Genomic DNA, 17,663 nt, shown 5'->3' with positions numbered 1-17,663 from the left:
CGGGTCCCATCGTATGGAAAAAAATTGGTACGTAGTTCATACCTATTCAGGTTATGAAAACAAAGTAAAAGCAAACTTGGAAAAGCGTTTGGAATCTATGGGGATGACAGATAAGATTTTCCGTGTACTTGTACCTGTAGAAGAAGAGACCGAAACAAAGAACGGTAAGACAAAAACAAGCATGAAGAAAGTTTTCCCTGGTTATGTATTAACGGAGATGATCATGACAGATGATTCATGGTACGTTGTACGTAATACGCCAGGGGTAACAGGATTTGTCGGTTCTGCTGGAGCGGGCTCGAAGCCAACGGCACTTTTGCCTGAGGAAGTAGATCATATACTTAAAGGTATGGGTATGGAAGCTCCGCGCGTTGAAGTTGATTTCGAAATCAAGGAATCTGTAAAAGTAAAAGAAGGTCCTTTTGCTGACTTTGTTGGTACGATCGAAGAGATCGATGCAACAAAACAGAAGCTGAAAGTTCACGTCAACATGTTTGGCCGTGAGACACCAGTTGAACTTGAGTTTACCCAAGTTAGCAAGTTATAATGGAAAAAGACTTGTAATCACTTCAAAAAGGTGATAGAATTTTTTATGTTTGATATTACTAATCAACTGCTTCCTCTCTTTTAGGAGGGGAAGCGTATTTTTGAGTGGGAGGGTTTCGGCCCATAATACCACATCACGGACTTAAGGAGGTGTGTCGCGTGGCTAAAAAGGTTATTAAGATGGTAAAGCTTCAAATCCCTGCTGGTAAAGCAAACCCGGCACCGCCAGTTGGACCTGCACTAGGACAAGCTGGGGTAAACATCATGGGATTCTGTAAAGAATTCAACGCTCGTACTGCTGATCAAGCTGGTTTAATCATTCCGGTAGAAATCACGGTTTTCGAAGACCGTTCATTTACATTCATCACTAAAACTCCTCCGGCTGCTGTTCTTTTAAAGAAAGCTGCAGGAATCGAGTCAGGTTCTGGTGAGCCGAACAAGAAAAAAGTTGCGACTGTAAAGCGTGATAAAGTTCGCGAAATCGCAGAATCAAAAATGCCTGACCTAAACGCTGCTAGCGTTGAAGCTGCAATGCGTATGGTTGAAGGTACTGCACGCAGCATGGGAATTGTTATCGAAGACTAATCCCTGTGTTTGATGTCTATTAGGTTGCGAGTAAATGGATTGATATCCTGCCCGTCAAACGGTTCGCAACCTTTATTCATGCAATGCGTGTAATTGCACTTGATTTTTTAGTGCAATAAGTGGGAGGAATATCCGCTAAACCACATAAGGAGGACAATACAATGGCAAACAAAGGTAAGAAGTACCAAGAAGCGGCTAAATTAGTAGACCGCACAAAAGCATATGACGCTGCAGAAGCGATCGAGCTAGTTAAAAAAGCTGCTCCTGCAAAATTTGACGAGTCTGTAGAAGTTGCAGTTCGTTTAGGTGTAGACACGAAGAAAGCTGACCAACAAGTTCGTGGAGCAGTAGTGCTTCCAAACGGAACTGGTAAGACTCAACGTGTATTAGTTTTCGCAAAAGGTGAAAAAGCAAAAGAAGCTGAAGCTGCTGGAGCAGATCACGTTGGCGATTCTGACTACATCAACAAAATCCAACAAGGTTGGTTCGAGTTCGACGTAATCGTTGCAACTCCGGACATGATGGCTGAAGTTGGTAAACTTGGACGTGTTCTAGGACCTAAAGGTTTAATGCCTAACCCTAAAACAGGAACAGTTACATTTGAAGTTGAAAAAGCGATTAACGAAATCAAAGCTGGTAAAGTAGAATACCGTGTCGACAAGACTGGTAACGTTCACGTTCCAATCGGTAAAGTATCTTTCGAAGCTGAAAAGCTTGCAGAAAACCTTAACACAATCATCGAAACATTGTTGAAAGTTAAGCCTGCAGCTGCAAAGGGAACTTACATGAAGAACGTAGCTGTTTCTTCTACAATGGGACCTGGGATCAAAGTTAATCCATCTTCATTCGCTGTAAAACGATAGTTGACAAACGGGTTTCGACCCGTTATATTATATACTGTTAAACACAAACGCATCAGATGAATGCCGTAGACAGCAGGAGCCAACTGGCTTAAATCTTCCTGCCGAGGTGAAGCATCGTAAGCTCATTAGTTAATTACTTATGACTTTAGATACTCACGCCTCCATGTCTCGACATGGAGGCTTTGTTTTTGGACAAAACCTGCGGTGATGCAATCATTTTACAGGAGGTGTAATAATGAGCAGCATTTTAGAAACAAAAAAGCAGTTAGTATCCACTATTTCTGAGAAAATCAAAAATAGCCAATCAACAATCCTTGTTGACTACCGTGGTCTTACTGTTTCTGAGGTTACTGAACTTCGTAAGTCTTTACGTGATGCTGGCATCGAGTTTAAAGTTTACAAAAACTCAATGGTAGTTCGCGCTGCTGAAGAGAATGACCTTAAAGAATTAGCAGAACACTTAACTGGTCCTACAGCGATCGCATTCTCGAATGAAGATGTTGTAGCTCCTGCTAAGATTCTTAACGACTTCGCTAAGAAACACGAAGCGCTTGAGATCAAAGCTGGTGTAATCGAAGGACGTATCGCGTCTCTAGAAGAAGTGAAAGCTCTTGCTGAACTTCCATCAAGAGAAGGTCTTCTTTCTATGGTACTCAGCGTGCTTCAAGCACCTATCCGCAACTTTGCGTTGGCTACTAAAGCCGTTGCAGAACAAAAAGAAGAACAAGGCGCATAAGCCTTATCTTCAACCAATAACTTACATTCCATAAGGAGGAAATTATAATGTCTAAAGAGCAAATCATTGAAAGCTTAAAAACAATGACTGTTTTAGAGCTTAACGACCTAGTAAAAGCAATCGAAGAAGAGTTTGGTGTAACTGCTGCTGCTCCTGTAGCTGTAGCTGGTGGAGCTGCTGGTGGAGACGCTGCTGCTGAACAAACTGAATTCGACGTAATTCTTGCAAGCGGTGGAGCTTCAAAAATTAAAGTTATCAAAGTTGTTCGTGAACTTACAGGTCTTGGACTTAAAGAAGCGAAAGAACTTGTTGACGGTGCTCCTAAGCCAGTTAAAGAAGGCGTATCTAAAGACGAAGCTGAAGAAATCAAAGCTAAGCTTGAAGAAGTTGGAGCTTCTGTTGAAGTTAAGTAATTCAAAAGAAAAGGTTCGCCCGATGGCGGACCTTTTTGTTTGTTTCGCTTAATCTTTTTAGAATGAACTATTCTAAAATCTTGCTGCTTTTTATCTTGTCGCTTCTTTGAACAGTTGATTGAAGTGTAAGGTGGGAGACTCCTGCGGGACAGGCGGGCAGGTGAGACACTTAAGAGTGAAACGTACGAATGTGGCTCACCGTCTGCCCCGCGGAAAGCGAGCACCTGTAACGAAAATCAACACATTCAAAGGCGACATTGTAAAAGCATCTTTATAGATAGACCGTTAAAGAATTACGGAACGGGAATACTGTCTTTATCAGAAGGTAAGGAGAGTTTAAAAACGATGAAGAACCATTATTATTCTGAAACACCTGGTACAGAAAGTAAAAGAGAAACATGGGATTTTTCATTAAATGGCGAAAAATTTCGCTTTACGACGGATGCTGGTGTCTTTTCGAAGAAAGAAGTAGATTTTGGCAGCCGCGTTTTAATAGAGTCCTTTGTACCTCCAGAAGTACCTGGTGATTATATAGATGTAGGATGCGGATACGGACCGATTGGACTTTCGCTTGCTAGAGCGGAACAAGATCGTGTTGTTCAAATGGTGGATATCAATGAAAGAGCAGTTGAGCTTGCTAAGCTGAATGCAGATAAGAACAAGGTGAGTAACGTTAAGATCTATAAAAGTTACTTATTTGCGGAAGTGAAAGATGAAGAGTTTGCTGCTGTTATCACAAATCCTCCAATTCGTGCAGGTAAGACAGTCGTTCATCAAATCTTTGAAGAAGCTTATCACAAACTTTGCGTTGGTGGCGAGTTGTGGGTAGTCATTCAAAAGAAACAAGGTGCACCATCTGCTATCGATAAAATGGAACAATTATTCGGTCAAGTTGAAACGGTAGCGAAGAAAAAAGGCTACTATATTTTACGTGCAATAAAAGTTTGACTTGATAAATTCCGTATGTTAGTATTATAAAATGCCAATGGATTCGCATTTTGCTGCTTATTTTTCGTGGTAAGCGAAAAAACGTTGATAAATCAACGTTTTTTACTCATGTTTAGACGTATAGAATGCGAAAAAGTTGGACAAAATTATATAATAGCTTTTATCAAAATAGGAAAACTGCGGTTTTAAAAATATGAAACCCTTTTTCTTTTTGTTTTCTAACCTTCTTAATAGAATGTTAGATAGAAATATGATACACGAAAAAAACGCTGGATTTGAGGGGTGAAGCAGTTGACAGGTCAACTAGTTCAGTTTGGACGCCACCGCCAACGAAGAAGTTATGCAAGGATTAGCGAAGTGCTTGAATTACCAAACTTAATTGAAATTCAAACCGCTTCCTATCAATGGTTTCTTGATGAGGGGTTACGTGAAATGTTCCGAGATATTTCGCCGATTGAAGATTTTACAGGGAACCTCGTTTTAGAGTTTATTGATTATAACTTAGGTGAGCCGAAGTATCCTGTAGATGAATCAAAAGAGCGCGATGTTACTTACGCTGCTCCGCTTCGTGTGAAAGTGCGTCTGATCAATAAAGAGACGGGCGAAGTAAAAGAGCAGGAAGTATTTATGGGAGATTTCCCGTTAATGACAGATACGGGAACCTTTGTGATCAACGGGGCAGAGCGTGTAATTGTATCACAGCTCGTTCGTTCACCAAGTGTTTACTATAGCGAGAAAATCGACAAAAACGGTAAAAAAGGTTTTACCGCTACTGTCATTCCAAACCGCGGTGCTTGGCTGGAGTTCGAAACAGATGCTAAGGACGTAGTTTATGTGCGTATTGACCGCACAAGAAAAATCCCTATTACCGTATTGCTTCGTGCTTTAGGGTTTGGGTCTGATCAAGAAATCATTGATTTGCTTGGAGAAGATGAGTATCTTCGCAATACGCTAGATAAGGATAATACAGAAGGAACGGAAAAAGCCCTTCTCGAAATCTATGAGCGTCTTCGTCCGGGAGAGCCTCCAACAGTAGATAATGCAAAAAGTTTGTTAGATTCTAGGTTCTTTGATCCTAAACGCTATGACTTAGCTAATGTTGGACGCTACAAAATCAATAAAAAGCTTCATATAAAGAATCGTCTCTTCAACCAGAAACTAGCTGAAACGCTTGTTGACGCTGAAACTGGTGAAGTGATCGCTGAAGAAGGTACGCTTCTTGACCGTAGAACGCTAGATAAGATTATCCCTGCTCTTGAGAGTGGTGTAGGCTTTAAAACCGTAACACCAGCAGGAGGAGTGGCTGAAGATCAAGATATCGCTCTTCAATCTATCAAAATCTATGCGCCTGATGATCAAGAGGGTGAAAGAATCATTAATGTTATCGGAAACGGACTTGTTGATAAAGAAATTAAAAACATCACGGTTTCTGACATTATTGCTTCTATCAACTACTTCTTCAACTTGTTGCATCAAGTAGGTACTACAGATGATATTGACCATCTTGGAAACCGTCGTCTGCGTTCTGTTGGTGAGCTTCTTCAAAACCAATTCAGAATCGGACTTTCCAGAATGGAACGTGTTGTGCGTGAGCGTATGTCGATCCAAGACACAAATGCGATTACACCACAAGCGTTGATCAATATTCGTCCTGTTATCGCATCTATTAAAGAGTTCTTCGGAAGCTCTCAGCTTTCACAGTTCATGGATCAAACGAACCCACTAGCAGAATTGACGCACAAACGTCGTCTATCCGCACTAGGGCCAGGTGGTCTTACACGTGAACGTGCAGGCTTTGAAGTTCGTGACGTTCACTACTCTCACTACGGTCGTATGTGTCCGATTGAGACGCCAGAGGGTCCGAACATCGGTTTGATCAACTCACTTTCTTCTTATGCAAAAGTGAACCAATATGGATTTATCGAAACACCATACCGTCGGGTTGATCCTGAAACAGGTCGTGTAACGAGCCGTATTGATTACTTGACTGCTGATGAAGAAGATTTATACGTAGTTGCACAGGCGAACTCGATCTTAGGTGATAACGGAGAGTTCATGAACGAAGACGTAATCGCACGTTTCCGTGGTGATAACACTGTTGTTAAACGCGAACGCATCGATTATATGGATGTATCGCCGAAACAGGTAGTATCTGCCGCGACAGCATGTATTCCGTTCTTAGAGAATGATGACTCCAACCGTGCCCTAATGGGAGCGAACATGCAACGTCAGGCTGTACCTTTACTTGTTCCTGAATCACCGATCGTTGGTACAGGAATGGAGCACGTATCAGCAAAAGACTCTGGAGCTGCAGTTATCTGTAAGCACGAAGGAATCGTTGAACGTGTTACAGCAAAACAAGTTCAAGTACGCCGCATTAAAGAAGTAGATGGCAAGGAAGTTTCAGGCGACCTTGACACTTACAACATGCTTAAGTTTATTCGTTCCAACCAAGGAACGTGTTATAACCAGCGTCCGATCGTAAGCACAGGTAACCGCGTGACGAAAGGGGAAATCTTAGCGGATGGCCCTTCAATGGAAGTCGGTGAACTTGCTTTAGGTCGTAACGTTCTTGTTGCCTTCATGACTTGGGAAGGTTACAACTACGAGGATGCTGTCATCATGAGTGAGCGTCTCGTTAAAGACGACGTTTATACTTCGATCCATATTGAAGAATATGAGTCAGAAGCGCGTGATACAAAACTTGGACCGGAAGAGATCACTCGTGATATTCCAAACGTCGGAGAAGATGCATTACGCAACCTGGACGAACGCGGAATCATCCGTGTTGGTGCAGAAGTTAAAGATGGAGATATCTTAGTTGGTAAAGTAACGCCTAAGGGTGTAACTGAATTAACAGCTGAAGAACGTCTATTGCATGCGATCTTCGGTGAAAAAGCTCGTGAAGTTCGCGATACATCATTGCGTGTTCCTCACGGTGGAGATGGAATCATCCTTGACGTTAAAGTGTTTAACCGTGAAGATGGCGATGAACTTCCTCCAGGTGTGAATCAGCTCGTTCGTGCATACATCGTGCAAAAACGTAAGATTCACGAAGGAGATAAGATGGCCGGCCGTCACGGTAACAAAGGTGTAATTTCTAAAATTATGCCTGAAGAAGATATGCCTTATCTTCCAGATGGAACACCAGTTGACATCATGTTAAACCCGCTAGGGGTACCTTCCCGTATGAACATCGGTCAGGTATTGGAGCTTCACCTTGGAATGGCTGCACGTCAGCTAGGCATTCATGTTGCTACACCGGTATTCGATGGAGCGCGTGAGGAAGATGTTTGGTCTACGATCGAAGAAGCTGGAATGGCTCGCGATGGTAAAACGGTACTTTATGATGGACGTACAGGTACGGCGTTTGATAACCGTGTATCAGTTGGGGTTATGTATATGATCAAACTGGCTCACATGGTTGATGACAAGTTGCATGCTCGTTCTACTGGACCTTACTCACTTGTTACACAGCAGCCTCTGGGTGGTAAAGCTCAATTTGGAGGTCAGCGTTTCGGTGAGATGGAAGTATGGGCACTTGAAGCATATGGTGCTGCATACACACTACAGGAAATTCTAACGGTTAAATCCGATGATGTTGTCGGCCGTGTGAAAACGTATGAAGCCATCGTTAAGGGTGAAAACGTTCCTGAACCTGGTGTTCCAGAATCATTTAAAGTATTGATCAAAGAACTTCAATCTCTTGGAATGGACGTTAAGATCTGTTCTGGAGATGACAAGGAAATTGAAATGAGAGAGCTTGATGATGAAGACGATCAGGCAAGCGAGAAATTAAATCTAAATCTTGAGTCTTACACTTCGAATGACTAAAACAGGATATCAAAAGGGAGGTACGCTCCTTGATAGACGTAAATAATTTTGAATATATGAAAATTGGTCTTGCTTCACCGGACAAAATCCGGTCGTGGTCAAGAGGGGAAGTAAAGAAACCTGAAACAATCAACTACCGTACACTTAAGCCTGAAAAAGACGGCTTGTTCTGTGAAAGAATTTTCGGTCCGACAAAAGACTGGGAATGTCATTGCGGAAAGTATAAGCGCGTCCGTTATAAAGGCGTGGTTTGTGACCGTTGTGGTGTTGAAGTAACAAGAGCTAAAGTTCGACGTGACCGTATGGGTCACATCGAACTTGCTGCTCCTGTATCTCACATTTGGTACTTCAAGGGTATCCCAAGCCGTATGGGTCTTGTTTTGGATATGTCTCCAAGAGCATTAGAAGAAGTAATCTACTTTGCTTCATATGTTGTTACTGATACAGGAGATACACCTCTTGAGAAGAAACAACTGCTTTCAGAGAAGGAATACCGCACATACCGTGAAAAGTATGGAAAAGGTTTTACTGCACAAATGGGTGCAGAAGCGATCAAACGTCTTCTAGAAGACATCGATGCTGAAAAAGAAGTTGAGATGTTGAAAGAAGAGCTTAAAACAGCACAAGGACAACGTCGTACACGTGCGATTAAGCGTTTAGAAGTATTAGAAGCATTCCGTCATTCTGGCAACCATGCCGACTGGATGATTCTTGAAGTACTTCCGGTTATTCCGCCGGAATTGCGTCCGATGGTTCAGCTTGATGGTGGACGTTTTGCCACATCTGACCTTAACGACCTTTACCGTCGTGTTATCAACCGTAACAACCGTCTGAAGCGTCTATTAGATCTAGGTGCTCCTAACATTATCGTTCAAAATGAAAAACGTATGCTTCAAGAAGCAGTCGATGCATTAATCGATAATGGTCGTCGTGGCCGTCCGGTTACTGGACCAGGAAATCGTCCGTTAAAATCACTTTCACACATGCTGAAAGGGAAACAAGGACGTTTCCGTCAAAACTTGCTAGGTAAACGTGTTGACTACTCTGGACGTTCGGTTATCGTAGTAGGTCCGAACTTAAAGATGTACCAATGTGGTCTTCCTAAAGAGATGGCACTTGAGCTCTTCAAACCATTCGTTATGAAAGAGCTTGTATCAAAAGGTCTTGCACACAACATTAAGAGTGCAAAACGCAAAGTAGAGCGCGTTCAGCCAGAAGTTTGGGATGTACTTGAAGAAGTTATTCGTGAACACCCAGTTCTACTAAACCGTGCACCTACACTTCACAGACTAGGTATCCAAGCATTCGAACCGACGCTTGTAGAAGGTCGTGCAATTCGTCTTCACCCGCTCGTATGTACAGCTTACAACGCTGACTTTGACGGTGACCAAATGGCGGTCCACGTTCCTCTATCTGCTGAAGCACAAGCAGAGGCTCGTATTCTAATGCTAGCTGCCCAAAACATCTTGAACCCGAAAGATGGTAAGCCGGTAGTAACACCGTCACAGGATATGGTTTTAGGTAACTATTACCTAACTCTTGAACGTGAAGGAGCTATTGGTGAAGGGTCTGTATTCAAAGACATCAATGAAGCGATCATCGCTTATGAAAATGGATTCGTGCACTTGCATTCTCGTATTGCAGTACCGGTATCCAGCTTAAATAAAGAAACTTTCACAGATGAACAGCAATCTAAGCTTCTTATGACTACAGTAGGTAAGTTGTTATTCAACGAAATCCTGCCGCCGTCATTCCCGTACATTAACGAACCGACTACGACGAACCTTCAAGTGGAAACACCTGAAAAGTACTTCTTAGATCCGGCTGCTAATGTAAAAGAGGAAATTCAGAAGCATGAGGAAATTGTTCCATTTAAGAAAGGAATCCTAGGTAAGATTATCGCGGAAGTATTCAAACGCTTTAAGATTACTGAAACGTCTAAGATGCTTGACCGCATGAAGGACTTAGGATTTAAATATTCTACGCGCGCTGGTATCACGATCGGTGTATCCGATATCGTTGTATTACCTGAAAAGCAAGAGATCCTTGCTGTAGCCGAAGAAAAAGTAGTTAACGTTACAAAGCAATTCAGACGTGGTTTGATCACGGAAGAAGAGCGCTATGAGCGTGTAATTAATGTTTGGAGTTTGGCGAAAGACGAAATCCAAAATAAATTGATGGGTACACTTGATAAGCGAAACCCAATCTTCATGATGAGTGACTCCGGTGCCCGTGGTAACGCATCTAACTTTACGCAGCTAGCTGGTATGCGTGGTCTGATGGCCAACCCGGCTGGTAAAATCATCGAGCTTCCAATCAAATCAAGTTTCCGTGAAGGTCTAACAGTACTCGAGTACTTTATCTCTACACACGGAGCGCGTAAAGGTCTTGCCGATACAGCCCTTAAAACAGCTGACTCAGGTTACCTTACTCGTCGTTTGGTTGACGTTGCTCAAGATGTTATCGTACGTGAAGATGACTGTGGAACGGACCGTGGCTTAGAAGTTGCAGCTATTAAAGAAGGCAACGAAGTTATCGAGCCTCTTCATGAGCGTTTGATCGGCCGTACTGCTTATAAAAAGGTATACCATCCTGAAACAAAAGAACTTCTTGTAGACGTTAATCAGCTGATCACTGAAGACATGGCCGCTCATATTGAAGAAGTAGGCGTGAAAGCAGTAACGATCCGTTCTGTATTTACTTGTGACACACGTCACGGCGTTTGTAAGAAATGTTACGGACGAAACCTTGCAACAGGCTCTGACGTTGAAGTTGGGGAAGCTGTTGGAATTATCGCCGCTCAATCCATCGGTGAGCCAGGTACACAGCTTACAATGCGTACTTTCCATACAGGTGGTGTAGCTGGAGACGATATTACACAAGGTCTTCCGCGTATCCAAGAATTGTTTGAAGCGCGTAACCCGAAAGGTCAAGCGGTTATCTCTGAGCTTGAAGGTACGGTTGTTGGCGTGAACGACAATAAAGATAAGCGTGAAGTAGTCGTTCAAGGTGAGATTGAATCTAGAACTTACACAATTCCTTTCGGTGCCCGCATTAAAGCGGTCGAAGGCGATAAAGTAACTGCAGGTCAAGTATTGACGGAAGGTTCGATCGATCCTAAAGAATTAATTAAAGTACGTGGTGCAGAAGGCGTACAAGAATACCTATTGCGTGAGGTTCAGAAAGTTTACCGTATGCAAGGGGTAGAAATCGGAGATAAGCACGTTGAAGTAATGGTTCGCCAAATGCTTCGTAAAGTGCGCATCATCGATTCTGGTGATTCTCAAGTACTTCCAGGAGCTCTTATGGATATTCATGCCTTCACGGATGTTAACCGTAGTGTACTTCTTGAAGGTGGAACGCCTGCCACAGGTCGTCCAGTGCTTCTTGGTATCACAAAAGCATCTCTTGAGACAGAATCATTCTTATCTGCTGCATCATTCCAAGAAACAACACGAGTTCTTACGGATGCTGCCATCAAAGGTAAGCGTGACGAATTACTCGGACTTAAGGAAAACGTTATTATTGGTAAGCTGATCCCGGCTGGAACAGGTATGAACCGTTACAGAAACATCGGAATCAACTCTCCAGTAGTTGAAGATGAGAACAATGAAGAGGCAGAATTGCCTACAGAACTTGTTTCTCAAGATTAATAAATGAAATGTTGACATCGGGAGCGCATCGGTGATATGATTACGGATGTGCTCCTAAGATTTGTTACTTTGGAGGATATTCGTATGTCTTATGAAAAAGTGACACAGGCTTCTGAAATTATCGTAGGTACTAAGCAAACAATCAAGGCTTTACAGAACGGCGAGGTCAAAGAGCTGGTCGTTGCGGAAGACGCGGATTTTCGAGTAACGAGCAAAGTATTGCAAATTGCCGAAGAGAAGCACGTACCGATCGTAAAGGTTGATTCCATGAAAAAGCTTGGAAAAGCATGCGGTATAGATGTCGGGGCCGCAACTGTTGCGATAAAAGGATAAAATTCATGTTTTTGCGATGGGCATCAATATCGCTCCTCTCGCAAAAACTTTCTTTTGTCCTAAAATGAACCACCTGGGTCGGTGGTATTACGAAAAAAGAGAGGAGGAAATACAAAATGCCTACAATTAACCAATTAGTTCGCAAAGGTCGTGTTTCTAAATCAAAGAAATCTGACTCTCCTGCGTTAAACAAAGGTTACAACAGCTTCAAAAAGTCCCAAACTGACGTTTCATCTCCGCAAAAGCGTGGAGTTTGTACGCGTGTTGGTACTATGACTCCTAAGAAGCCGAACTCGGCGCTTCGTAAATATGCGCGTGTTCGTCTAACTAACGGAATCGAAGTTACAGCTTACATTCCTGGTATTGGCCACAACCTTCAAGAGCACAGTGTTGTTCTTATCCGTGGAGGACGTGTAAAAGATTTACCGGGGGTACGTTACCACATCGTTCGTGGTGCTCTTGATACGGCTGGTGTTAACAACCGTATGCAAGGTCGTTCTAAATACGGAACGAAGCGTCCAAAGGAAGCTAAGAAGTAATATTATTAAAATAAATTAAAACAACTATCAGAAAGGAGGGGACCACATGCCACGTAAAGGACCTGTTGCTCGTCGTGATGTGTTACCTGATCCAATTTACAAGTCTAAGCTTGTAACTCGTCTAATCAATAAAATTATGATTGACGGTAAGAGAGGGGTAGCTCAAACAATCTTGTACAATGCGTTCGAACTTATTAAAGAACGTACAAACCAAGATCCTATGGAAGTGTTTGAACAAGCTCTTAAAAATATCATGCCAGTTCTTGAAGTTCGTGCTCGCCGTGTTGGTGGAGCTAACTACCAAGTACCAGTTGAAGTTCGCCCAGAGCGTCGTACAACACTAGGACTTCGTTACCTAACGAACTACTCTCGTCTACGCGGAGAAAAGACAATGGAAGAACGTCTTGCGTATGAGATCATGGATGCTGCTAATAACACTGGTGCTTCAGTTAAGAAGCGCGAAGATATGCACAAAATGGCAGAAGCAAACAAAGCGTTTGCTCACTACCGCTGGTAAAATCATAGAGACAGTTCTCGGACTGTCTCTAAAACACTATAAAAATTCCTTTTAAAAAGGGAAGGAGAGAAATTCATGGCTAGAGAATTCTCCTTAAAAAATACTCGTAATATCGGTATCATGGCTCACATCGATGCTGGTAAAACAACGACTACTGAACGTGTTCTTTACTATACTGGCCGTATCCACAAAATTGGTGAAACTCATGAAGGAGCTTCACAAATGGACTGGATGGAGCAGGAACAAGAGCGTGGAATCACGATTACTTCCGCTGCTACTACTGCTCAATGGAAAGGTCACCGTGTCAACATCATTGATACACCAGGACACGTAGACTTTACAGTTGAAGTAGAACGTTCATTACGTGTATTAGACGGAGCGGTTGCATTACTTGATGCTCAATCAGGTGTTGAACCACAAACAGAAACAGTTTGGCGTCAAGCGACTACTTACGGGGTACCTCGTATTGTATTCGTAAACAAAATGGACAAGATCGGTGCGGATTTCTTATACTCCGTAAAAACGATTCATGACCGCCTTGGTGCTAACGCTCACCCGATCCAATTACCGATCGGTGCGGAAGACCAATTCGAAGCAATCATCGACCTTATCGAAATGAAAGCTGTATTCTACGGAAACGACCTTGGTACTGATATCGAAGTTCGTGACATTCCGGAAGAGCACATGCCTTTAGCTGAAGAATACCGTGGAAAACTTATCGAAGCGGTTGCTGAGCTAGATGAAGAAATGATGATGAAGTACTTAGAAGGCGAAGAAATTACGAACGAAGAACTTAAAGCAGGTATCCGTCAAGGTACTTGTAACGTTGAGTTCTATCCGGTAATGTGTGGTTCGGCATTTAAGAACAAAGGTGTACAGCTTATGCTAGACGCAGTTCTTGATTACCTTCCATCGCCAATCGATGTACCAGCTATCAAGGGTGTACTTCCTGACTCTGAAGAAGAAGTAACTCGTGAATCAAGTGACGAAGCACCATTCTCTGCACTTGCATTTAAAGTTATGACTGACCCTTATGTTGGTAAGTTAACATTTTTCCGTGTGTACTCTGGTACACTAAACTCAGGATCATACGTACAGAACTCTACTAAAGGAAAGCGCGAGCGTGTTGGACGTATCCTTCAAATGCATGCAAACTCCCGTGAAGAGATCTCTGTCGTATACGCTGGAGATATCGCAGCTGCTGTAGGTCTTAAAGACACTACAACTGGTGATACACTTTGTGATGAAAAGAGCCTTGTTATCTTAGAATCCATGGTATTCCCAGAGCCAGTTATCTCACTATCTATCGAGCCGAAGTCTAAAGCAGACCAAGACAAGATGGGTATGGCACTTGCTAAGCTAGCTGAAGAAGATCCAACATTCCGTACTGAAACAAACGAAGAAACTGGACAAACGATCATCGCAGGTATGGGTGAGCTTCACCTTGACATCCTAGTTGACCGTATGCGCCGTGAATTCAAGGTAGAAGCTAACGTGGGTGCTCCTCAGGTTGCTTACCGTGAAACAATTCGCCAAGCTGCTAAGGTTGAAGGTAAATTCGTTCGTCAGTCTGGTGGTCGTGGACAATACGGTCACGTTTGGATCGAATTCGAGCCAGGTGATGAAGGATCTGGATTCGTATTTGAAAACAAAATCGTTGGTGGGGCAGTTCCTCGTGAATACATCCCTGCAGTTCAAGCTGGTATCGAAGAATCAATGAAAAACGGAATGCTTGCTGGTTTCCCATTACTTGACCTTAAAGCTCGTATCGTTGATGGATCATACCATGATGTTGACTCCAACGAAATGGCGTTTAAGATTGCCGGTTCAATGGCTCTTAAGAACGCTAAATCAAAGTGTGACCCTGCAATTCTAGAGCCGATCATGAAAGTTGAAGTAACGGTTCCTGAAGAGTATATGGGTGACATCATGGGTGACGTAACTTCCCGTCGTGGACGTGTTGAAGGTATGGAAGCTCGTGGTAACGCACAAATCGTTAAAGCGATGGTTCCACTTGCTGAGATGTTCGGATATGCAACTAGCTTGCGTTCTCGTACACAAGGCCGCGGTACTTACTCAATGCACTTCGATCACTACGAAGAAGTACCTAAGTCAATCTCTGAAGAAATCATCAAAAAATCAACTGGAGCTTAATCTCTTCGGTTGTAAGAAGCAACATTTTCATGTAATCTAAAATGGGCAGTACAAACTGTTCGTTTTAAATAAAAAAATCTACTATATGTAAACATATTTAAGGAGGAATCTTTCTCATGGGTAAAGAGAAATTTGATCGTTCCAAAACGCATGCTAACATTGGTACTATCGGTCACGTTGACCATGGTAAAACAACTTTAACAGCTGCTATCACTACTGTTCTTGCTAAGAAAAACGGTAAGGGTGTAGCAATGGCTTATGACCAAATCGACGGTGCTCCAGAAGAGCGCGAACGTGGAATCACAATCTCAACTGCACACGTTGAGTATGAAACTGATTCTCGTCACTATGCACACGTAGATTGCCCAGGACATGCTGACTATGTTAAGAACATGATCACTGGTGCAGCACAAATGGATGGTGGGATCCTAGTAGTATCTGCTGCTGACGGCCCAATGCCACAAACTCGTGAGCACATCCTTCTTTCTCGTCAAGTAGGTGTACCTTACCTTGTTGTATTCATGAACAAGTGTGACATGGTAGACGACGAAGAACTTCTTGAGCTAGTAGAAATGGAAGTTCGTGACCTTCTTTCTGAGTATGACTTCCCAGGAGATGATATTCCTGTAATCAAAGGTTCTGCTCTTAAAGCTCTTGAAGGAGACGCTGATTGGGAAGCTAAAATCTACGAGCTAATGGACGCTGTAGATTCTTATATCCCAACTCCTCCACGTGACACTGAAAAGCCATTCATGATGCCAGTTGAGGATGTATTCTCAATCACTGGTCGTGGTACAGTTGCTACTGGACGTGTTGAGCGTGGTGTAGTAAAAGTTGGTGACGTAGTTGAGATCCTTGGTCTTACTGAAGAGCCAAAATCAACAACTGTAACAGGTGTTGAAATGTTCCGTAAGCTTCTTGACTATGCTGAAGCTGGTGACAACATTGGTGCACTTCTTCGTGGGGTTTCTCGTGAAGATGTTGAGCGTGGACAAGTTCTTGCTAAGCCAGGTACTGTTAAAGCTCACACTAAGTTCAAATCAGAAGTTTATGTTCTTTCAAAAGAAGAGGGTGGACGTCACACTCCATTCTTCTCTAACTACCGTCCTCAGTTCTACTTCCGTACAACTGACGTAACTGGTATCATCCAACTTCCTGAAGGCGTAGAAATGGTTATGCCTGGAGATAACGTTGAGATGACTGTAGAACTAATCGCTCCAATCGCTATCGAAGAAGGAACTAAGTTCTCTATTCGTGAAGGTGGACGTACAGTTGGTGCAGGCGTAGTTGCAACAATCACTGAGTAATCTTATTACTCTTTAATAAAAACACTCTCCTTTTGGAGGGTGTTTTTTTTGTATATAATCGAATTCGATTATACTAAAGAAATTTTTCGTAAAACTTTGTTGCTTATGGAAGGGGTTGATTTCCGTTCCAGGTTGCTCGCTTTCCGCGGGGCAGGCGGTGAGCCCCTTGCCACTTTGTGCCTTTAAGGGTCTCACCTGACCGCTCGTCCCGCAGGAGTCTCGCACCCTCCACTCCAATCAACTGATCAAAGAAGAGAATGAACAAATACCCCAATTGAAACATGCAGTAAGAAAAAAAGATTGATTTTTAAGTATAAATGAATCAATAGTGAAGAAATCTCTTTCCAATTAGCATTGAGTAGCTACTCCTGAATGTCAGAATGTACCTGAAATAGCTTGAAACACAATCTATCCAAAAATAAAGATGATGAATCCAGAAATTTAATAGCTGAATCCAAAAGTTGGGGCCTTGAATCCACGAGTTTTGGTCGTGAATCCACAAATAGTAAAATATATATGACATGCGATTACAGTCGGCTGAAAAACTGAATAACCACATGCGGATCAGCAACGCATTATCTGAATCACCACTACCATTCGCATCTCTTCTATATATATAGAAGAAACACATTCAAATATGCAAAAGAAGAAAAAGGAAGTTGAAATCTCCTGATAAAGTCTCTATAATAGAAAAAGTGCGATTAGCAATAAATAAATGCAAATAACACTTGCATTGGGCATTGCTTTTCTCTATAATAAGTAATGTTGGTCATTCACTGCGATGATCCGGAAGGTTGCTGACACACTAGGCCCCTTTGCCATGGCTGGTGATATCAGGTTGAATTTCCGCGGAGCAATGTCTGTTTATCAAAATAGGCGAATAAAGGAGGGAAAAAAATGGCAAAGCAAAAGATTCGTATCCGTTTAAAGGCGTATGATCACAGAATTCTTGATCAATCAGCTGAAAAAATCGTAGAAACTGCTAAGCGTTCAGGAGCAAAGGTATCAGGTCCTATCCCACTACCTACTGAGAAAGCGATCTACACGATCCTTCGTGCGGTTCATAAGTACAAGGACTCTCGTGAGCAGTTCGAAATGCGTACTCATAAGCGCTTGATCGATATTATCGAGCCAACACCACAAACAGTTGATTCGTTAATGCGTTTGGATCTACCGTCTGGTGTAGACATCGAAATTAAACTATAATTTCACGTTTGCTTATAAATATTTTACTT

General features: G+C 42.6%; 14 protein-coding genes and 1 other annotated feature. All 14 genes read left to right on the top strand.

Features of this window, described 5'->3' with window-relative positions; translation table 11 throughout:
* The first annotated feature begins 13 nt into the window (after positions 1–13).
* The 14 genes from nusG (at position 14) to rpsJ (ending at position 17,634) form a co-directional block, all read left to right on the top strand.
* Positions 14–547, top strand: coding sequence for a transcription termination/antitermination protein NusG (gene nusG / locus IHV09_RS20695; protein WP_066390634.1), 534 nt, complete (start codon positions 14–16; stop codon positions 545–547).
* A gap of 158 nt (positions 548–705) precedes the next feature.
* Positions 706–1,131 carry a 50S ribosomal protein L11 gene (gene rplK, locus IHV09_RS20690; RefSeq protein WP_066285502.1) on the top strand — a complete coding sequence of 142 codons (426 nt, stop codon included), beginning with the start codon at positions 706–708 and terminating at the stop codon, positions 1,129–1,131.
* Between the two features lie 161 nt (positions 1,132–1,292).
* Entirely contained in the window at positions 1,293–1,994 is a 702-nt protein-coding gene (gene rplA / locus IHV09_RS20685; RefSeq protein ID WP_066390636.1) for a 50S ribosomal protein L1, read from the top strand.
* Between the two features lie 45 nt (positions 1,995–2,039).
* Positions 2,040–2,190 (top strand) — a sequence feature (ribosomal protein L10 leader region).
* A 39-nt stretch (positions 2,191–2,229) separates the two neighbouring features.
* Positions 2,230–2,730: a 50S ribosomal protein L10 gene (gene rplJ / locus IHV09_RS20680; protein WP_144704568.1), complete on the top strand. Its 501-nt coding sequence runs from the start codon at positions 2,230–2,232 to the stop codon at positions 2,728–2,730.
* Between the two features lie 47 nt (positions 2,731–2,777).
* On the top strand, positions 2,778–3,143 hold the full coding sequence (gene rplL / locus IHV09_RS20675) for a 50S ribosomal protein L7/L12 (RefSeq protein ID WP_066237995.1): 366 nt from the start codon (positions 2,778–2,780) through the stop codon (positions 3,141–3,143).
* A gap of 345 nt (positions 3,144–3,488) precedes the next feature.
* Complete coding sequence (locus IHV09_RS20670; protein WP_197265373.1) at positions 3,489–4,091, top strand: class I SAM-dependent methyltransferase; 603 nt, start codon at positions 3,489–3,491, stop codon at positions 4,089–4,091.
* 291 nt (positions 4,092–4,382) lie between these two features.
* Positions 4,383–7,925: a DNA-directed RNA polymerase subunit beta gene (gene rpoB, locus IHV09_RS20665; RefSeq protein ID WP_197134196.1), complete on the top strand. Its 3,543-nt coding sequence runs from the start codon at positions 4,383–4,385 to the stop codon at positions 7,923–7,925.
* A gap of 29 nt (positions 7,926–7,954) precedes the next feature.
* Entirely contained in the window at positions 7,955–11,578 is a 3,624-nt protein-coding gene (gene rpoC, locus IHV09_RS20660) for a DNA-directed RNA polymerase subunit beta' (RefSeq protein WP_197192142.1), read from the top strand.
* 84 nt (positions 11,579–11,662) lie between these two features.
* Positions 11,663–11,911: a 50S ribosomal protein L7ae-like protein gene (locus tag IHV09_RS20655; protein ID WP_066237983.1), complete on the top strand. Its 249-nt coding sequence runs from the start codon at positions 11,663–11,665 to the stop codon at positions 11,909–11,911.
* A 116-nt stretch (positions 11,912–12,027) separates the two neighbouring features.
* On the top strand, positions 12,028–12,450 hold the full coding sequence (gene rpsL, locus IHV09_RS20650) for a 30S ribosomal protein S12 (RefSeq protein ID WP_197134192.1): 423 nt from the start codon (positions 12,028–12,030) through the stop codon (positions 12,448–12,450).
* A gap of 46 nt (positions 12,451–12,496) precedes the next feature.
* Complete coding sequence (gene rpsG / locus IHV09_RS20645) at positions 12,497–12,967, top strand: 30S ribosomal protein S7 (protein WP_197134190.1); 471 nt, start codon at positions 12,497–12,499, stop codon at positions 12,965–12,967.
* Between the two features lie 75 nt (positions 12,968–13,042).
* A complete protein-coding gene (gene fusA, locus IHV09_RS20640) occupies positions 13,043–15,121 on the top strand; it encodes an elongation factor G (RefSeq protein WP_197134187.1) in 2,079 nt (692 codons plus the stop codon).
* 116 nt (positions 15,122–15,237) lie between these two features.
* Positions 15,238–16,428, top strand: coding sequence for an elongation factor Tu (gene tuf, locus IHV09_RS20635; protein ID WP_066390665.1), 1,191 nt, complete (start codon positions 15,238–15,240; stop codon positions 16,426–16,428).
* A gap of 897 nt (positions 16,429–17,325) precedes the next feature.
* Entirely contained in the window at positions 17,326–17,634 is a 309-nt protein-coding gene (rpsJ, locus tag IHV09_RS20630; RefSeq protein ID WP_053356198.1) for a 30S ribosomal protein S10, read from the top strand.
* The last annotated feature ends 29 nt before the right edge of the window (positions 17,635–17,663 follow it).

Source organism: Fictibacillus sp. 23RED33 (genome assembly GCF_015903925.1).
Taxonomy (GTDB): domain Bacteria; phylum Bacillota; class Bacilli; order Bacillales; family Fictibacillaceae; genus Fictibacillus; species Fictibacillus phosphorivorans.
Note: the sequence above shows the minus strand (reverse complement) of the source record. Positions and strands in the feature narration are given on the sequence as shown.

Bases quoted from the DNA above. Each gene is read 5' to 3' on its own strand.
- nusG (WP_066390634.1), top strand. From the start codon at position 14: ATGGAAAAAAATTGGTACGTAGTTCATACCTATTCAGGTTATGAAAAC.
- rplA (WP_066390636.1), top strand. From the start codon at position 1,293: ATGGCAAACAAAGGTAAGAAGTACCAAGAAGCGGCTAAATTAGTAGAC.
- rplJ (WP_144704568.1), top strand. From the start codon at position 2,230: ATGAGCAGCATTTTAGAAACAAAAAAGCAGTTAGTATCCACTATTTCT.
- rplL (WP_066237995.1), top strand. From the start codon at position 2,778: ATGTCTAAAGAGCAAATCATTGAAAGCTTAAAAACAATGACTGTTTTA.
- IHV09_RS20670 (WP_197265373.1), top strand. From the start codon at position 3,489: ATGAAGAACCATTATTATTCTGAAACACCTGGTACAGAAAGTAAAAGA.
- IHV09_RS20655 (WP_066237983.1), top strand. From the start codon at position 11,663: ATGTCTTATGAAAAAGTGACACAGGCTTCTGAAATTATCGTAGGTACT.
- rpsL (WP_197134192.1), top strand. From the start codon at position 12,028: ATGCCTACAATTAACCAATTAGTTCGCAAAGGTCGTGTTTCTAAATCA.
- rpsG (WP_197134190.1), top strand. From the start codon at position 12,497: ATGCCACGTAAAGGACCTGTTGCTCGTCGTGATGTGTTACCTGATCCA.
- fusA (WP_197134187.1), top strand. From the start codon at position 13,043: ATGGCTAGAGAATTCTCCTTAAAAAATACTCGTAATATCGGTATCATG.
- tuf (WP_066390665.1), top strand. From the start codon at position 15,238: ATGGGTAAAGAGAAATTTGATCGTTCCAAAACGCATGCTAACATTGGT.
- rpsJ (WP_053356198.1), top strand. From the start codon at position 17,326: ATGGCAAAGCAAAAGATTCGTATCCGTTTAAAGGCGTATGATCACAGA.